Source organism: Modestobacter marinus, assembly GCF_011758655.1.
In the GTDB taxonomy this organism is placed as follows: Bacteria; Actinomycetota; Actinomycetes; order Mycobacteriales; family Geodermatophilaceae; genus Modestobacter; species Modestobacter marinus.
Genome location: NZ_JAAMPA010000001.1, coordinates 2,308,579 through 2,324,771 on the forward strand (window position 1 = coordinate 2,308,579; position 16,193 = coordinate 2,324,771).

14 protein-coding genes are annotated in these 16,193 nt (G+C 74.3%); 9 read left to right on the forward strand and 5 right to left on the reverse strand.

What is annotated here, in order from left to right:
- Positions 1–43 precede the first annotated feature (43 nt).
- From manA to hpf, 7 genes are all read left to right on the forward strand, one after another.
- Entirely contained in the window at positions 44–1,210 is a 1,167-nt protein-coding gene (gene manA, locus FB380_RS10975; RefSeq protein WP_243850794.1) for a mannose-6-phosphate isomerase, class I, read from the forward strand.
- Positions 1,211–1,422: 212 nt separating this feature from the next.
- Entirely contained in the window at positions 1,423–2,907 is a 1,485-nt protein-coding gene (gene ahcY, locus FB380_RS10980) for an adenosylhomocysteinase (protein WP_166755079.1), read from the forward strand.
- A gap of 182 nt (positions 2,908–3,089) precedes the next feature.
- Positions 3,090–3,797 (forward strand): MtrAB system response regulator MtrA, encoded by a 708-nt coding sequence (mtrA, locus tag FB380_RS10985; RefSeq protein ID WP_166755080.1) that lies wholly within the window; start codon positions 3,090–3,092, stop codon positions 3,795–3,797.
- A 55-nt stretch (positions 3,798–3,852) separates the two neighbouring features.
- The gene (gene mtrB / locus FB380_RS10990; RefSeq protein WP_166755081.1) at positions 3,853–5,583 is read left to right on the forward strand and encodes an MtrAB system histidine kinase MtrB; all 1,731 of its coding nucleotides are present in this window, start codon (positions 3,853–3,855) and stop codon (positions 5,581–5,583) included.
- Entirely contained in the window at positions 5,580–7,319 is a 1,740-nt protein-coding gene (locus FB380_RS10995) for an LpqB family beta-propeller domain-containing protein (protein ID WP_166755082.1), read from the forward strand. Before mtrB ends, FB380_RS10995 begins: the two co-directional genes overlap by 4 nt.
- Positions 7,320–7,415: 96 nt before the next feature.
- A complete protein-coding gene (locus FB380_RS11000) occupies positions 7,416–8,294 on the forward strand; it encodes a ComF family protein (protein ID WP_188959607.1) in 879 nt (292 codons plus the stop codon).
- Positions 8,295–8,321: 27 nt separating this feature from the next.
- Positions 8,322–9,056 carry a ribosome hibernation-promoting factor, HPF/YfiA family gene (gene hpf / locus FB380_RS11005; protein WP_166755083.1) on the forward strand — a complete coding sequence of 245 codons (735 nt, stop codon included), beginning with the start codon at positions 8,322–8,324 and terminating at the stop codon, positions 9,054–9,056.
- Between the two features lie 188 nt (positions 9,057–9,244).
- Here the strand turns inward: hpf and FB380_RS11010 are convergent, their stop codons facing one another.
- Positions 9,245–9,799, reverse strand: a complete 555-nt coding sequence (locus tag FB380_RS11010) for a GNAT family N-acetyltransferase (protein WP_229682143.1) — start codon at positions 9,797–9,799, stop codon at positions 9,245–9,247.
- 5 nt (positions 9,800–9,804) lie between these two features.
- A complete protein-coding gene (locus tag FB380_RS11015) occupies positions 9,805–10,242 on the reverse strand; it encodes a TIGR03618 family F420-dependent PPOX class oxidoreductase (RefSeq protein ID WP_229682121.1) in 438 nt (145 codons plus the stop codon).
- An 87-nt stretch (positions 10,243–10,329) separates the two neighbouring features.
- Here FB380_RS11015 and secA point away from each other — a divergent pair, with 87 nt between their 5' ends.
- Entirely contained in the window at positions 10,330–13,479 is a 3,150-nt protein-coding gene (gene secA, locus FB380_RS11020; RefSeq protein ID WP_166755085.1) for a preprotein translocase subunit SecA, read from the forward strand.
- 91 nt (positions 13,480–13,570) lie between these two features.
- Here secA and FB380_RS11025 read toward each other — a convergent pair whose 3' ends face one another.
- Entirely contained in the window at positions 13,571–14,170 is a 600-nt protein-coding gene (locus tag FB380_RS11025; protein ID WP_229682120.1) for an Rv3235 family protein, read from the reverse strand.
- Positions 14,171–14,216: 46 nt separating this feature from the next.
- Positions 14,217–15,098 (reverse strand): LysM peptidoglycan-binding domain-containing protein, encoded by an 882-nt coding sequence (locus tag FB380_RS11030; RefSeq protein ID WP_229682119.1) that lies wholly within the window; start codon positions 15,096–15,098, stop codon positions 14,217–14,219.
- Positions 15,099–15,173: 75 nt separating this feature from the next.
- Here FB380_RS11030 and FB380_RS11035 point away from each other — a divergent pair, with 75 nt between their 5' ends.
- Positions 15,174–15,740: a hypothetical protein gene (locus tag FB380_RS11035; protein WP_166755086.1), complete on the forward strand. Its 567-nt coding sequence runs from the start codon at positions 15,174–15,176 to the stop codon at positions 15,738–15,740.
- A gap of 15 nt (positions 15,741–15,755) precedes the next feature.
- Here FB380_RS11035 and FB380_RS11040 read toward each other — a convergent pair whose 3' ends face one another.
- Positions 15,756–16,001: a helix-turn-helix domain-containing protein gene (locus FB380_RS11040; protein WP_166755087.1), complete on the reverse strand. Its 246-nt coding sequence runs from the start codon at positions 15,999–16,001 to the stop codon at positions 15,756–15,758.
- Positions 16,002–16,193 lie beyond the last annotated feature (192 nt).

The following is a 16,193-nucleotide window of genomic DNA, read 5'->3' on the forward strand; positions in this document are numbered from 1 at the left end:
GGACACCGGTGAGCCGCAGGTATCGTCCGGCGCGATGTGGCAGATGACGAACGCCGTGCGCCATTACCCCTGGGGATCCCGCACGGTCATCCCGGAGTTGCTGGGGCAGCCGTCGCCGGCTGATCAGCCGCATGCGGAGCTGTGGATGGGCGCGCACCCGGGGGAGCCGAGCGTGCTCTCCGACGGCCGTGCGTTGGACAAGGCGATCGCCGCGGAGCCGGAGGTGATGCTCGGCGCAGCCGCCCGGCACCGCTTCGGCGACCGGCTCCCCTTCCTGATGAAGGTCCTCGCCGCTGACAAGCCGCTCTCCCTCCAGGCCCACCCGACCACGGCCCAGGCCGAGGTCGGGTTCGCGGCCGAGGAGGCCGCGGGCGTCCCGCTCGACGACCCGATGCGGACCTTCAAGGACCCGTACCACAAGCCGGAGATCCTGCTCGCGATCACGCCGGTCGAGGCGCTGTGCGGCTTCCGTCCGCTGGTGGAGTCGCTGCACTGCCTGGCCAAGCTCCAACTGACCGAGCTGCTGCCGACCGTCGCCGCGCTCGCACACGGCGGCCTGCGGACGGCGATCCCCCAGCTGCTCGCACTGTCCGAACGGCGCCAGGAGTCGCTGGTGAGCGCGGTGGCGGAGAAGGCAGCGAGCTTCGTCGCCAAGCACGACCCCGAGTTCATCAACACCTACCGGTGGGCGGAGAACCTGGCCGAGGCGTACCCGGGCGACCCCGGCGTCGTCATCTCGCTGATGTGCAACCACCTCACGCTGGCGCCGGGCGAGGCGGTCTTCCTGCCCGCCGGCAACCTGCACGCCTACCTCAGCGGCGCAGGGGTCGAGGTCATGGCGAGCTCGGACAACGTGCTGCGCGGTGGCCTGACCAGCAAGCACGTGGACCTCGCCGCGCTGATCGAGGTGCTGGACTTCACCGACGGCAAGGTGCCGGTGATCCACCCGGTGCTGGGCCCCGGCGGGCTGCGCTACCCGACCCCGGTCGACGACTTCGACCTGACCCGGGTGCAGGTCGACGTCGACCCGGGGGTGCTCACCACGGCCGGGCCGCAGGTGGTCCTGTGCGCGGAGGGCGATGCGGTCCTCACCGGCGCGGACGGCGACCTGACGCTGCGGAAGGGCGAGTCGGCGTTCGTGCCGGCCGGGCAGGCGGTCACCGCCCGCGGCCCCGCCGTCCTCTACCGCGCCACCACCGCGCTGCGCTGACGCCAGGGCCCCACTGCACCCCGCCACTCGCAGGCTCCCGGCGGGACCCTGCAGTGGGGCCGTTCCAGCACGGCGCCGTGCTCGCGGCGGTACCCTGGACGACGGCACGAGCCCCGCCGAAGCCTCGGCATGCTCGCTCGCCCCGCACGAGCGGGGACCACAGCGACCGACAGAGCCCGCCCGTCCCGGGCCGGGCCGGACACTGGAGCGACATGACCGCCAGCACTGGCACCCGCGTCCTGACCGACGGCGACTTCAAGGTCGCCGACCTCTCCCTGCACGGCTTCGGCCGCAAGGAGATCAGCCTCGCCGAGCACGAGATGCCCGGCCTGATGGCGCTGCGCGAGGAGTACGGGGACGCGCAGCCGCTGGCCGGCGCCCGCGTCGCCGGCTCGCTGCACATGACCATCCAGACCGCCGTCCTGATCGAGACGCTGGTCGCCCTCGGCGCCGACGTCCGCTGGGTCAGCTGCAACATCTTCTCCACCCAGGACCACGCGGCCGCGGCGATCGTCGTCGGCGACGGCACCCCCGAGGAGCCGACCGGCGTGCCGGTCTTCGCCTGGAAGGGCGAGACGCTGCCGGAGTACTGGTGGTGCACCCAGCGGCTGTTCGAGTTCACCGACGACGACGGCACCGTCATCGGGCCGAACATGCTGCTGGACGACGGCGGCGACGCCACCCTGCTGGTCCACCTGGGCACCCGCTTCGAGGCCGACGGCGTCGTCCCGGACACCACCGACGCCGACTCCGAGGAGTACGGCGTCATCCTCGACGCGCTGCGCACCAGCCTCACCGAGGACGCCCAGCGCTGGACCCGCATCGGTGCGGCGATCAAGGGCGTCACCGAGGAGACCACCACCGGTGTGCTCCGGCTGTACGAGCTCGCCCGCGAGGGCCGGCTGCTCTTCCCGGCGATCAACGTCAACGACTCGGTCACCAAGAGCAAGTTCGACAACCTCTACGGCTGCCGGCACTCCCTCATCGACGGCCTGAACCGCGCCACCGACGTGATGATCGGTGGCAAGGTCGCCGTCGTCTGCGGCTACGGCGACGTCGGCAAGGGCTGCGCGGAGTCGCTGCGCGGCCAGGGCGCCCGGGTCATCGTCACCGAGATCGACCCGATCAACGCCCTCCAGGCGGCGATGCACGGCTACGAGGTCACCACGCTGGACGAGGTGATCGGCAAGGCCGACATCATCATCACCACCACCGGCAACAAGGACATCATCTCCGCCGAGCAGCTGGCCTCGACCAAGCACCAGGCGATCATCGGCAACATCGGTCACTTCGACAACGAGATCGACATGGCCGGCCTGGCGCGCACGCCCGGCGTGGTGCGGACGACCATCAAGCCCCAGGTCGACGAGTGGCGGTTCGCCGACGGCCACACGATCATCGTGCTCTCCGAGGGGCGGCTGCTGAACCTGGGCAACGCCACCGGGCACCCCAGCTTCGTGATGAGCGCGTCCTTCTCCAACCAGACCCTGGCCCAGATCGAGCTGTGGGGGAACCGGGCCGCCTACGAGGGCCAGACCCCCGGCGTCACCGTGCTGCCCAAGCAGCTGGACGAGCACGTCGCCCGGCTGCACCTGGCCGCCCTCGGGGTGAAGCTGACGACGCTGACCAAGGTGCAGGCCGACTACCTCGGGGTCCCGGTCGAGGGCCCGTACAAGAGCGACCACTACCGCTACTGACGAAGGACCCCCTTGCCCCCCGCCACGAGCAAGCTCGCGACGGGGCCCTGCAAGGGGGCCGTTCCAGCACGTCACGTCGATCAGGGTCGGGCCCCCGGGGGCCCGACCCTGATCCGCCCCGTCCGGGGAAGTTCCCTGGCGGGGCGGACCGCCTCCTGGCGTTCGTCGCGCACAATGGCGCCGTGCCACCTTCAGCTCCCACCGCCGGGACCAGCCGCGGCCGCGTCCTCGTCGTCGACGACGACGCCGCCCTCGCCGAGATGCTGGGCATCGTGCTGCGCCGGGAGGGCTACGACCCGGCGTTCGTCTCGGACGGTGCGCGCGCCGTGGCCACCTTCCAGCAGCTCCGCCCGGACCTGGTGCTGCTCGACCTCATGCTGCCCGGCCGCAACGGCCTGCAGATCTGCGCCGACATCCGCACCCAGTCCGCCGTGCCGATCGTGATGCTGACCGCCAAGGGCGACACCATCGACGTCGTCCAGGGGTTGGAGGCCGGGGCCGACGACTACGTGACCAAGCCGTTCAAGCCGGTCGAGCTGGTGGCCCGGGTGCGGGCCCAGTTGCGCCGCGGGGAGACCGGGCAGGCGGAGAACCTGGCGATCGGTGACGTCCAGATCGACGTGCCGGCCCACCAGGTCACCCGGGACGACGAGGCGATCGCGCTGACCCCGCTGGAGTTCGACCTGCTGGTGGCACTCGCCCGCAAGCCCCGCCAGGTCTTCACCCGCGAGCTGCTGCTGGAGCAGGTCTGGGGCTACCGGCACGCGGCCGACACCCGGCTGGTGAACGTGCACGTCCAGCGGCTGCGCGCGAAGGTGGAGCGCGACCCGGAGAAGCCCGAGGTGGTCCTCACCGTCCGCGGGGTGGGCTACAAGGCCGGCCCGCCGTGACCAGGGCACCCCGCCGGTCGTGGGCGCCCCGCCGGCCGTGAGCACCCCGCCGGCCGTGGGCACCTCCACCGGTGAGCCGGCCGTCGACCGGGCGGGCGCGGTGGCACCGGGCGCGGCCGCACCCGATGCGTCCGGGCCCGGGCCGGCCCGCCGTCCGCCGTCCGGACGGGTGCGCCGCCGGCTGCGCCGTGCGCGCCGTCGCTCCCTGGTGGTCGGGGGGCGCGCGCTGCGCCGCGCGGTGCACGCCTGGCGGTCCTCGCTGCAGCTGCGGATCGGGGCGATCACCATGCTGGTCGCGAGCACGGTCGTGGTGATCGTGAGCCTGGTGCTGTTCAGCCAGATCAGCGACCAGCTGCTCCGGGTCAAGCGTGACGCCGCCATCGACCAGGCGCTGAACGGGGTGGCGTACGCCCAGACCGAGGTCGGCGGCATCGCCACGGGCGACTCGGCGAGCGTCCGGTCCACGCTCGCTCGCACCGTCGAGGGGCTGACGTCCCGGGGCGGTGCGGCCGGTGACTTCGAGGTCGTGATGATCTACGGCTCGGGGGACCAGGAACGCCCGGCGTGGAGCCGGCTGGACGTCTACCCGGCCCTGCCCGCGGACCTGCGCGCCGAGGTGGCCGACGGCTCCCCGGCGTACCGGTACGCGGCGGTGCCCGGGGCGCAGGGCGAGCCGGTGCCCACCCTGGTGGTCGGCGCGCCCGTGCCCACCGATGCCCGCAGCGGTGACCGGGTGGAGGTCTACTTCGCCTTCCCGCTGGACCAGGAGCAGGAGAGCCTGGGGCTGATCCGCAGCACCGTGGTGATCAGCGGGACCGCGCTCGTGCTCTTCGTCGTGGGCATCGGCGTCCTGGTGACCCGGCTGGTCGTCGGCCCGGTGCGCCGCGCCGCCGGTGGGGCGCAGCGGCTGGCGGCCGGGCACCTGGCCGAGCGGCTGACCGTGCGCGGCGAGGACGACCTGGCGCGGCTGGCCACCAGCTTCAACGCGATGGCCGAGAGCCTGCAGAAGCAGATCACCCAGCTGGAGGGGCTCTCACAGCTGCAGCAGCGGTTCACCTCCGACGTCTCGCACGAGCTGCGGACGCCGCTGACCACGGTGCAGATGGCGGCGGACGTGCTGCACGAGGCGCGCGGCGACTTCGACCCGGCCGTCGCCCGCTCCGCGGAGCTGCTGCAGGCCGAGCTCGACCGGTTCGAGAACCTGCTGACCGACCTGCTGGAGATCAGCCGCTACGACGCAGGTGCGGCCACGCTCGAGGCGGAGGCCCAGGACCTCGGCCCGCTGGTGGAGCGGGTGGCCGCCGGCATGGCCTCGCTCGCCGAGCGGCACGGCTGCGCGCTGCAGGTCGACGTCCCGGCGTCGGCGGTGATCGCGGAGGTCGACGGTCGACGGGTGGAGCGGGTGCTGCGCAACCTGATCGGCAACGCCATCGAGCACGGGCAGGGGCAGCCCGTCGAGATCGCCCTGGCGGCCAACCGGTCGGCGACGGCCATCACGGTCCGCGACCACGGCGTCGGCCTGGACCCGGTCGCCGCCCAGCACGTGTTCGACCGGTTCTGGCGCGGCGACCCCTCGCGGGTGCGCACCGTCGGCGGCAGCGGTCTCGGTCTGTCCATCAGCCTGGAGGACGCCCGGCTGCACGGGGGCTGGCTGCAGGTGTGGGGCCAGCCCGGTCAGGGTGCCCAGTTCCGGCTCACGCTGCCGCTGATCGCCGGTGCCGGGCTGGCCAGCTCGCCGCTCCCGCTGCGCCCGGCGCCGAACCGGGTGGCCGGGGGCGCGTCGTGAGCAGGTCCCGCTCCGCCCGGCTGGCCCCCCTCGTCGCGGTGCTCGCCGTCTCCGTGCTGGCCGGCTGCAGCACGGTGCCCAGCAGCTCCCCGACGGTGCGGATCACCCAGGCGGCTGCCCCACCGGACGGCGCCGTCGGCATCGAGCCACCGGCGCCGGTGCCGGGTGCGACCCCGGAGGAGGTCGTCCGCGGGTTCATCGACGCAAACGCCAGCACCGTCCGCAACCACCCGGTGGCCCGCCAGTACCTGACCGAGGAGGCCGCGGCGGCCTGGCGGGACGGTGACGGGCTGACCGTCATCAGCGGCGACTACGCGCCGGTGCGCACCGGCCCCGGCGCCGTCGAGGTCACCGCTGCCGAGGTGGGCAGGGTCGATGAGCGCGGCAGCTTCACGGTCGGCACCGGGGAGGTCTACAACCGCAGCTTCACGCTCACCGACGAGTCGGGGGAGTGGCGGATCAGCGACCCACCCGACGGGCTGCTGATGCTCGAGCCGGACTTCGCCCGCACCTACGAACCCGTCGACGCCTACTTCCTGGACCAGTCCGGCACCCGGGTGGTGCCCGACCCGCGCTACCTGGTCGAGGGCGGTGCGCAGCCGAACACGCTGGTGGAGCGTCTGCTCGACGGCCCGTCCCCGCAGATCGCCGCCGGCGTGCTCAACCCGCTGGCCGGCGCGGAGCTGCGCAGCACGGTGAGCACCTCCGGCCGGACGGCGACGGTCGACCTCAGCTTCCCCGCCGACGTCGACGACGCGACCCTGCAGGCGGCCTCCGCGCAGCTGGTCTGGTCGCTGGACCAGCTGGACCTGACCTCGGTCGAGGTGCTGCGCGACGGTCAGGAGCTCGGCCTGCCCGACGTCCCTGGGCAGCAGCGGATCGACGACTGGCAGCAGTACGACCCGGACGTCGTCCCGGCCGACGCCGTCGGGCACTACGTCGCCGACGGTGCGCTGCGCCGCGCGTCCGACGGCAGCGCCGCACCGGGTCCCGCCGGGGAGGGCGTGTACGACCTCGACTCGGCCGCGGTCTCGGTCGACGCGCGGACCGGTGCGCTCGGGCTCACCGCGGGGGTGTCCACCGCGACCTCGCCGTCACCGACGCCGGCCACGCTGTACGCCGGCCAGTACGGCGGGGGACTGGCCCCCGCGCTGACCGGCGGCAGCTTCACCGAGCCGACGACGGCCGGCACCCGGGCAGAGGTCTGGACCGTCCGGGACGGCGCCGAGGTGATCCGGCTGCCCGACGGCGGGGCACCGCAGACCGTCAGCGCGCCCACGCTGCCCGGTCTCGGCCGGGCCAGCCAGTTCCAGCTCTCCCCGGACGGCCTGCGCGCCGCCGTGGTGATCGACGGTCCGCAGGGTGGCCAGCTCTACGTCGGGACGGTGGTGCGGGCCGACGACGCCGTCAGCGTCCGCGACCTGCGCTCGGTGACCCCGTCGATCCGGCAGGTGGTGGACGTCGCCTGGCGGAACGCCGGCTCGCTGATCCTGCTGGCCGGTGACCCGAGCACCGGGCGCACCGTGCCGTACGAGGTGGGCGTCGACGGCTGGGGGCTCACCGAGCTGACCACCGCCGGGCTGCCGGCCCAGCCGACCGCGGTCGCGGCGGCACCGGGGCGGCAACCGCTGGTCAGCGCCGACGGCACGCTGTGGCAGCTCCCCGGGGGCAACTGGGTGACCGCCGTGCGGGGCGCCGAGCCGATTCCCGGGAGAGCGCCCTTCTACCCGATGTGACGCCGACGGCGGCGGCCGTCGTCCCCACGTCCACCCCGGGTCCCCAGCCGCTCGCGGCGGGGCGGGGACGGACCCGCGACGGGGCAGGCTCCCGGCATGGGCACGGACGTGGACGGCGGTGTCGCCGGGGTGCTGCGGGCCGGCAGCCGGGCACTGGCCGACCTGGTGCTGCCGCGCAGTTGCGCCGGGTGTGCCCGGCCCGGCGACGTGCTGTGCCCGGCCTGCCGTCGCCGGCTCACCCGGCCCCGGCTCGCCGAGCCGCGGCGGCACCCGCCCGGCTTCCCGCCGACCGTGGCGGCCGGCGCCTACGCCGGCCCGGTGCGCCCGGCGGTGCTGGCGTTCAAGGAGCACGGCCGCGCGGAGCTGGCCGGGCCGCTGGGCACGGCGCTGGCGCTGGCGGTGTGCGTCGTGCTGGCCGGCGCGGCCGGGCCGGCGGGCGCACCGGTCCTCCTCGTCCCGGTGCCGAGCTCCCCGGCGGCGATCCGCCAGCGCGGCCGGGACCACGTGCGGGAACTCGCCGACCGCGCCGTCGTCGAGCTGCGGGACGCCGGCCTGGACGCCCGGACGGCGCCGGTGCTGGGGCGGCTGCGCGGGAGGGCCGGTCGCACCCGGGACTCCGCCGGGCTGGACGCCGCCGCCCGGCGGGCCAACCTGTCCGGTCGGTTCCAGGCCCGGCCCGCCGGGCACGGGGCCTGGGCTGGGGTGCCCGCCGGCAGCCGGCTGGTCCTGGTGGACGACGTCGTCACCAGCGGCGCGACCCTGACCGAGGGAGCCCGGGCCCTCGCCGGTCCCGGGGACACGCCGTGCCGGGACACGCCGGTGCTGGCAGCGGTCGTCGCCGCCACTCCACGACGTGTGCACCGCCCGTTCGCCCCGCCGCCACCTGGGGCGTTCACGGTGCGTGGTCGGGGTGGGGAGGGGGCGGACCGGGCTTCCACTGTCGGGACCGGGGCAAGGCGTCTAGCGTCGGGTTGATCACACCCCGCTCAACCGGGAGGTCCCATGGAGATCGTGGTCCGTGGCCGTAACGTCGAGGTGCCCGAGCACTTCCGCCAGAAGGTGGAGGACAAGGTCGGCCAGCTGGAACGGTTCGACGGCAAGGTCATCCGCATCGACGTCGAGCTGCTGCACGAGAAGAACCCTCGGCAGGCAGCCAACTGCCAACGCGTGGAGATCACGCTGCGCGGCAAGGGGCCGGTGGCCCGCGCCGAGGCGTCCGCCCCCGACTTCTACGCCGCGCTGGAGCTCGCCGCCGGCAAGCTCGAGAACCACATGCGACGGGCCAACGACCGTCGCCGCGTGCACCACGGCCGCCGCACCCCACCCAGCGTGCGGATCGACAGCGTCCCCGCCGTCGAGGAGCCGGTGCTCACCGGGGTCAGCAGCGCCCCGGCACCCGCCCTGGACGGGACGTCACCCGCCGACGTCGACGCCGCACTGGCCGACGGGCCCCTGGTGACCGATCTGGACGAGCACCTGCCCGGCCAGATCGTCCGGGAGAAGGTCCACCCGGCCACGCCGATGCACGTCGACCAGGCCCTCTACGAGATGGAGATGGTCGGCCACGACTTCTTCCTCTTCCTCTGTGCCGACACCGGGGTCCCCTCGGTCGTCTACCGCCGGCACGCGTTCGACTACGGGCTGATCCGGCTCGGCGCCCCCGCGACCGCCGAGGGCAGCGACGCCGCCCTCGCGTCCGCCGCGGCAGCGGGAGACCTCGAGCCCGCCAACGCCTGACCCGGTCGCCCCGGCGAGCCGTCCTCCGCACCCGCGGAGGGCGGCTCGTCGTCCGTCCGGGGGAGCCGGAGCCGCTCGCCCAGGGGCAGCCGGGGCCGCTGCCCGGGGGAGGGGGAGCCGCCTGCCCGACCGGTGCGCCGGGTCGGGGCGCGGTCCACCGGTCGCCGGGGCGGCTCCACCCCGGGCCGTCAGTCGCCGGGCAGCCGGGAGAACAGGGCGGCGTCGCCGCGGCTGCCGTCCCGGTAGGCGAGGTAGGAGCGCAGCACGCCCTCCTCGGTGAACCCGGCCCGGCGGGCGACTGCCCGGGACCCGGTGTTGAGCACGTCGGCGACCAGGTACGCCCGGTGCGCCCCGAGGCCGATGGCCCACTCGGCCAGCGCGTGCGCCGCCTCCGCGGCGTAGCCGTTGCCGCGGGCCTCCGGGGCGATCCAGTAGCCGACCTCGGGGCCCATCGGGTGCTGGCCGATCCGGTGCACGCCGGCGGAACCGACGAACCGTCCCTCGGCCTCGATCGCCACGGTCAGGCCGGTGCCCTCCCGCCGCATGGCCGGTGCCTCGCCGGTGACCCACGCAGCGGCGTCGGCTCGGGTGTAGGGCACCGAGACCGCCGCGATCCAGCGCGCGATGTCCGGGCTCTGGCAGGCGGCCAGCACCGGGTCGACGTCGTCCGCGCGGAAGGGGCGCAGCAGCAGTCGCTCGGTGCGCACGACCTCGGTGGTCAGGTCGATGCCGCTGAGGTCCATCCCGGTCACTGCGGTGCCTCGGGACCCCGCCAGCGCTCGGCGTTGCCCAGCACGCGGTCGACCGCGATCTCCAGCACGACCCGGGCCGGGTTGACCCGCGGCTGCTGGTAGCGGACGGCGTACCGCGCCTCGGCGTCGGCGATCGCAGCGGCGTCGTCGCGCACCGTCGCCGTCCCCTCCAGCGTCGTCCACACCTTGCCCTCGACCTGGCAGACCGCGACCCGGGTCTGCCCGCCGCGCACGTGCCGGACCTTCGCCGAGGTGCCCGAGGTGATCACCCGGGCGGTGCCGGTGGCGGCGTCGAGGGTGACGCCGACCGGCACCACGTGCGGGCTGCCGTCGGCGCGCAGGGTGGTCAGCGTGGCCAGGTGCCGCTCGGTGAAGAAGGCCACCACCCCCGGCCCGAGCAGCGCGGCGGAGGGCGGGTTCGAGGCGGAGGACACGTCGCGGAGGGTACGAGTCCGCACGTCCGGGTACCCACCTCGGCCGCGCCGGGACCGCTTCACAGCTGCGCCGCCTACGCTGGGGGGGTGGTGTTCAACAAGATCCTGCGTGCCGGTGAGGGCAAGATCGTCCGACGGCTGACGAAGATCACCGACGCGGTCGAGGCCCTCGAGCCCGACGTCACCGATCTGACCGACGCCGAGCTGCGCGCGAAGACCGACGAGTTCAAGGCGCGGTACGGCGACGGGGAGTCCCTGGGCCACCTGCTCCCCGAGGCGTTCGCGGTGGTCCGCGAGGCGTCGACCCGCACGCTGGGCCAGCGGCACTACCGGGTGCAGCTGATGGGCGGGGCCGCGCTGCACCTGGGCAACATCGCGGAGATGAAGACCGGTGAGGGCAAGACCCTGACCGGTGTGCTGCCGGCCTACCTGAACGCGCTCAGCGGCGACGGCGTGCACGTGGTCACCACCAACGACTACCTGGCCCAGCGCGACGCCGAGTGGATGGGCCGGGTGCAGCGCTTCCTGGGCCTGACGGTCGGCACGATCGTCTCCGGCCAGAAGCCCGACGTCCGCCGGCAGCAGTACGCCGCCGACATCACCCACGGGACGAACAACGAGTTCGGCTTCGACTACCTGCGCGACAACATGGCCTGGAGCAAGGGCGACCTGGTGCAGCGCGGTCACGCCTTCGCCATCGTCGACGAGGTCGACTCGATCCTCATCGACGAGGCCCGCACCCCGCTGATCATCAGCGGCCCCGCCGAGACCAGCGCCAAGTGGTACGGCGAGTTCGCCCGGATCGCCCCGCTGATGAAGCGCGACCGGCACTACGAGGTCGAAGAGGCCAAGCGGACCATCGCCATCACCGAGGAGGGCGTGGAGTTCGTCGAGGACCAGCTCGGCATCGAGAACCTCTACGAGGCGGCGAACACCCCGCTGATCAGCTACCTGAACAACGCGCTGAAGGCCAAGGAGCTCTACAAGAAGGACCAGCAGTACATCGTCACCGACGGCGAGGTCCTCATCGTCGACGAGTTCACCGGCCGTGTGCTGTCCGGCCGGCGCTACAACGAGGGCATGCACCAGGCCATCGAGGCCAAGGAGCGGGTGAAGATCAAGGACGAGAACCAGACCCTCGCCACGATCACCCTGCAGAACTACTTCCGGCTCTACGAGAAGCTCTCCGGGATGACCGGCACGGCCCAGACCGAGGCCGCCGAGCTCTCCCAGACCTACTCCCTCGGCGTCGTGCCCATCCCGACGAACCGGCCGATGGTCCGCGCCGACCGCGCCGACGTCATCTACAAGACGGAGAAGGCCAAGTTCGACTCCGTCGTCGAGGACATCGCCGAGCGGCACGAGGCGGGCCAGCCGGTGCTGGTCGGCACGGCGAGCGTGGAGAAGTCCGAGCTGCTGGCCAAGTACCTGCTCAAGCGGGGCATCCCGCACGAGGTGCTCAACGCGAAGAACCACGCGCGGGAGGCCTCGATCATCGCGATGGCCGGGCGGCTCGGCGCCGTCACCGTCGCCACCAACATGGCCGGCCGCGGCACCGACATCCAGCTCGGCGGCAACGCCGAGTTCATCGCCGACGAGCAGCTGCGCGCCCGGGGCCTGTCCCCGGCGGAGACGCCGGAGGAGTACGAGGCGGCCTGGGACGAGGCCCTGGCGTCGGCGAAGGCCCAGGTGAAGACCGAGCACGACCAGGTGACCGAGGCCGGTGGGCTGTACGTGCTGGGCACCGAGCGGCACGAGAGCCGGCGGATCGACAACCAGCTGCGCGGCCGGTCCGGGCGTCAGGGCGACCCGGGGGAGTCGCGGTTCTACCTGTCCCTGGGCGATGACCTGATGCGCCGGTTCAACGGGCCGATGCTCGAGTCGATGATGACTACGCTGCGGGTCCCCGACGACCAGCCGATCGAGTCGAAGATGGTCAGCCGGGCGATCCTGTCGGCGCAGACCCAGGTCGAGCAGCAGAACCACGAGGTCCGCAAGGACGTCCTCAAGTACGACGAGGTGCTCAACCGGCAGCGCACCGTCATCTACGACGAGCGGCGCAAGGTGCTCGACGGCGAGGACCTGCACGTGCAGGTGCAGACGATGGTCGACGACGTCGTCGTCGCCTACGTCAGCGGTGCCACCGAGACCGGCTACGCCGAGGACTGGGACCTCGAGCAGCTGTGGGCCGGCCTCAAGGCGCTGTACCCGGTGGGCCTGGACCGGCAGGAGCTGCTGGACCGGGTCGCCGACGGCGACCAGGCCGCGCTGACCGCCGACGTGCTGCGGGACGAGCTGCTCGCCGACGTGCACGCCGCCTACGCGACCCGCGAGGAGGCGCTCGGCTCGGAGGTCATGCGCGAGCTCGAGCGGCGGGTGCTGCTCACCGTGCTGGACCGCAAGTGGCGCGAGCACCTCTACGAGATGGACTACCTGCGGGCCGGCATCCACCTGCGCGCGATGGCCAACCGCGACCCGGTCGTGGAGTACCAGCGCGAGGGCTACGACATGTTCAACGCGATGCTGGACGGGATCAAGGAGGAGTCCCTCGGCTTCCTGTTCAACCTCGAGGTCAAGACCAAGGAGCAGCAGGCCGCCGAGGCCGCGCAGAAGCAGGCCGCTGCGGAGGCGGAGGCGCTGGCCCGGGCCCAGGCGGGCACCGAGCGGGTGCTGGCCCGACAGGCGGCCGCCCGGGCGGCCGCTGCACCGGCCGAGCCGTGGGCGCCGGCCGAGCCGACCGCCCCGGCAGCCGAGCCGACCGCCCCGGCAGGCGAGCCGGCTGCTCAGCCGGCTGCTCCGGCCGCCGAGTCGGCTGCTCCCGTCGCCGCCGAGCCCGCCGCTCCCACCGTCCCGGCCGGCGTGGACGGCGACGGTGCTGCCCCGGCACCTGCGCCGACGTCCAACGGCAACGGGACGACGACGAGCTCGGCCCGGCGCACCCGCAAGCCGGCGCCGGCCGCAGCGGCCGCGCCGCAGGTTGCCGCGCCGGAGCCGGACACGGCCGAGCCGGTGGCCACGGGGACCGGGCCGGAGCTGCAGGTCAAGGGCCTGGAGGCCCCGGACCAGACGGAGCTGAGCTACAGCGCGCCGAGCCTGGACACCTCGCCCAAGGAGGCCGGCCGGGCCAAGGCCGCCAAGACGGCGACCGTCACCGGCACCAAGGAGACCCCGCGCAACGCGCCCTGCCCGTGCGGTTCGGGGCGGAAGTACAAGCAGTGCCACGGCGTCGCCGGCTGACGGACTGAGCGCACCGACGCCCCGCTGACCACCGGTCGGCGGGGCGTCGGCGTCCGGGGACCGCCCCGCTGGGCGCTCGACGGGACCTCCGTCAGCCGATCTGCAGCGCCGTGCAGCGCCAGCGCCCGTCGATGCCCTCGAGCCGCGCGGCGACCGCGTGCGCCCGCCCGCCGCGTCGGGCCACGGCGCTGATCTCGGCCACCCCGTCCACCGGCTCACACACCCGCACCGAGCCGAGCAGCAGTGGTGCGGTCCCCTCGGTGCACCAGCGCGGCCGGCGGCGACCGCTGAGTGCCAGGAAGAGGGCCGGGCTCACCAGCGACTGCAGCTGGCCGATCGGCCGGCGACCGGCGAACGCCTCGAGGGTCAGGGTGACCAGGCGCTGTCCGGCGGCCTGGGGGTCGGGCAGTTCGGCCCGGCGGGTCCAGGCCGGCCCGAAGTCCGTCGCCTCACCGGCCGGCCGGACCGGCTGGTCCAGGCGCGGGCGCGGCCCGGGCGGAGGTGCCGGCCGCGGGGTGCGCCGGCCCGGTACCAGCAGCCGCACCGGCACCCGCGCGTCCTCCAGGGGAGGCCCGGGCGTGGGGACGGCGACCAGGTGCAGCCGCCGGTGGGCCGGCGCCGGTGCGGCGGTCAGCGCTGCGGACGGCGCGGGCGCGGGTGGTGCGGGGGACAGGCTCGGCGAGGCGGTCATCTGTGTCTCCTCGGGACGACGGGGAACGGGGAGGTGGGCGGCGGGCTCAGGCCGGGGGGCGGAGCACCTGACCGGGCAGCAGCAGGTCCGGGTCGGGGCCGATGACGGCGGCGTTGGCCTGCCACCACGCCTGCACGGCGTTGGCGATCTCGGTGGAGGCGATCTCGGCGTCGGTGATCTCGCCGTCGGCGACCGGGTGCGCGGGCCGGCCGGCGGCCAGCCAGTCGCGGGCGATGTCCCACAGGCAGTCGCCGCGGAGGACGACGTGCTCCCCGGCCGCCGGTCCGGGCCAGTCGGGGACCGGGGGCGGCGGATCGGCCACGGCGGTCTCCGGTGCGCCCGGCCAGTCGGGCTGCACCACGGAGGCGGGCGAGCCCGGCGACCGGTCCTCACCGGCGGTGCTCGTCTCCGCTGCGGCGGTGACCAGTGGCCCCGCTGCGGCGGTGACGAGCGGCCCCGCTCCGGCGGTGACCAGTGGCCCCGCTGCGGCGGTGACGAGCGGCCCCGCTCCGGCGGTGCTCGTCTCGGCCGAGGCGGTGACCAGCGGCCCCGCTCCGGCGGGCAGGGCGATGGGGGCCGCCGTGCTGAGACCGACGCCGATCGCGATGGCCGCGGCCCGCCGGGCGCCGGCCGGGAGCACGCCGCGCAGCAGCACGCCGGCCGTCCGGCCGGCCAGGCCGGGCGCGGCGGTCGCCGCGGTCAGCAGCAGCCCCAGCGCGCCCCAGGCCCAGCACGCCCACGCCAGTGCGGAGACCACGACCAGCACGAGGGCGTCCGGCCCGGCGGTGTCGACCAGCCGTTGCGGATCGGCCAGCGCTGCGCCGATCGCCCCCGGCTCCGGGCCGAGCCAGCGCAGCGCGCCGGCGACGAGGACGAACGCCGACGTCGTCGCCGTCCAGCGCACCACGGACATCCCCGCTCCGGTCATGTGAACGACCAAACACCACCAACGACAGCAAACGCAACCAAACGCAAGGATTTGTGGACGAGCTAGCCTCCGTGCATGCGTTGGGAGCAGCTCTTCGCCGACCTCGAGGCCCAGCTGGCTGAGCAGGAGGCCGCGGTCGACCAGGCCGACGAGGCGTCCCGGGCGCGCGCCGAGCAGGGTCGGATCCGGCTGGCCGACCGGCTACGGGGCGCCACCGGCCAGCGGGTGTCGCTGAGCTGTGCCGCCGGTGAGCTCGCCGGCCGGCTGGTCGACGTGGGCGTCGACTGGGTGCTGCTGGTCGATCAGCAGCAGCGTGAGGTGCTGGTCGCCCTGGCGGCGGTCAGCTCGGTGTCCGGGCTCACCGCGGTGACCGCAGCGGCCGCTGCGGAGGGCGCGGTCGACCGGTCGTTGGACCTGCGCCGGGCGGCGCGGGCGCTGGGCCGGGACCGGGCCGCCCTGCACTGCATGCTGGCGGACGGCGCCGTGCTGGCCGGCACGATCGACCGGGTCGGCGCGGACTTCCTGGAACTGGCCGAGCACCCGATCGACCAGCCGCGCCGTCGCACGGCGGTCACCGGGGTGCGGGCGATCGCACTCCCCGCGCTGGTCGCGCTCCGGACGGCCGGGCCGGCGCTCGGCTGAGCACCCGGCGAGCGGTCAGCGGGGGGAGTCCACCTCGGCGTCGTCCGGGACCGGCTCCTCCGCTCCGGCCGAGGAACGGGCCTCGGCGTACTTCTGCTGGATGAACCGCTCCAGCTCGTCCTTCTCGACCCGCCACTGACCGCGCCCGCCGATCTGGATGGCGATCAGCTCCTTGCGGCGCACCAGTGCGTAGGCCTGTGACCAGGAGACGTTGAGGATCTCCGCCACGTCGTCGAGGGTCAGGAAGCGCTGGGTGGCCATGGGGTCGGTGTTCTCCCGTCGAAGGTGCCCGCCAGTGTGGCAGTCGGGTGACAGCGGCCCGGACGGTCCACCCGAAGGTGTGGACAACGGCTGCGCGCCGTCTGCCCCCTCGGTCATGATCTCCCTCCGCGACCACGTACGGCGAGGTCAGCCGGGGTGACCGGCCGCAGACGGACAGACAGGGCGAGGGGA

What these genes read in the sequence shown, in the direction of transcription:
- manA (WP_243850794.1), top strand. Translation starts at nt 44, where the DNA reads ATGACGAACGCCGTGCGCCATTACCCCTGGGGATCCCGCACGGTCATC.
- ahcY (WP_166755079.1), top strand. Translation starts at nt 1,423, where the DNA reads ATGACCGCCAGCACTGGCACCCGCGTCCTGACCGACGGCGACTTCAAG.
- FB380_RS11000 (WP_188959607.1), top strand. Translation starts at nt 7,416, where the DNA reads ATGGGCACGGACGTGGACGGCGGTGTCGCCGGGGTGCTGCGGGCCGGC.
- hpf (WP_166755083.1), top strand. Translation starts at nt 8,322, where the DNA reads ATGGAGATCGTGGTCCGTGGCCGTAACGTCGAGGTGCCCGAGCACTTC.
- FB380_RS11010 (WP_229682143.1), bottom strand. Translation starts at nt 9,799, where the DNA reads ATGGACCTCAGCGGCATCGACCTGACCACCGAGGTCGTGCGCACCGAG.
- FB380_RS11025 (WP_229682120.1), bottom strand. Translation starts at nt 14,170, where the DNA reads ATGACCGCCTCGCCGAGCCTGTCCCCCGCACCACCCGCGCCCGCGCCG.
- FB380_RS11030 (WP_229682119.1), bottom strand. Translation starts at nt 15,098, where the DNA reads ATGACCGGAGCGGGGATGTCCGTGGTGCGCTGGACGGCGACGACGTCG.
- FB380_RS11035 (WP_166755086.1), top strand. Translation starts at nt 15,174, where the DNA reads ATGCGTTGGGAGCAGCTCTTCGCCGACCTCGAGGCCCAGCTGGCTGAG.
- FB380_RS11040 (WP_166755087.1), bottom strand. Translation starts at nt 16,001, where the DNA reads ATGGCCACCCAGCGCTTCCTGACCCTCGACGACGTGGCGGAGATCCTC.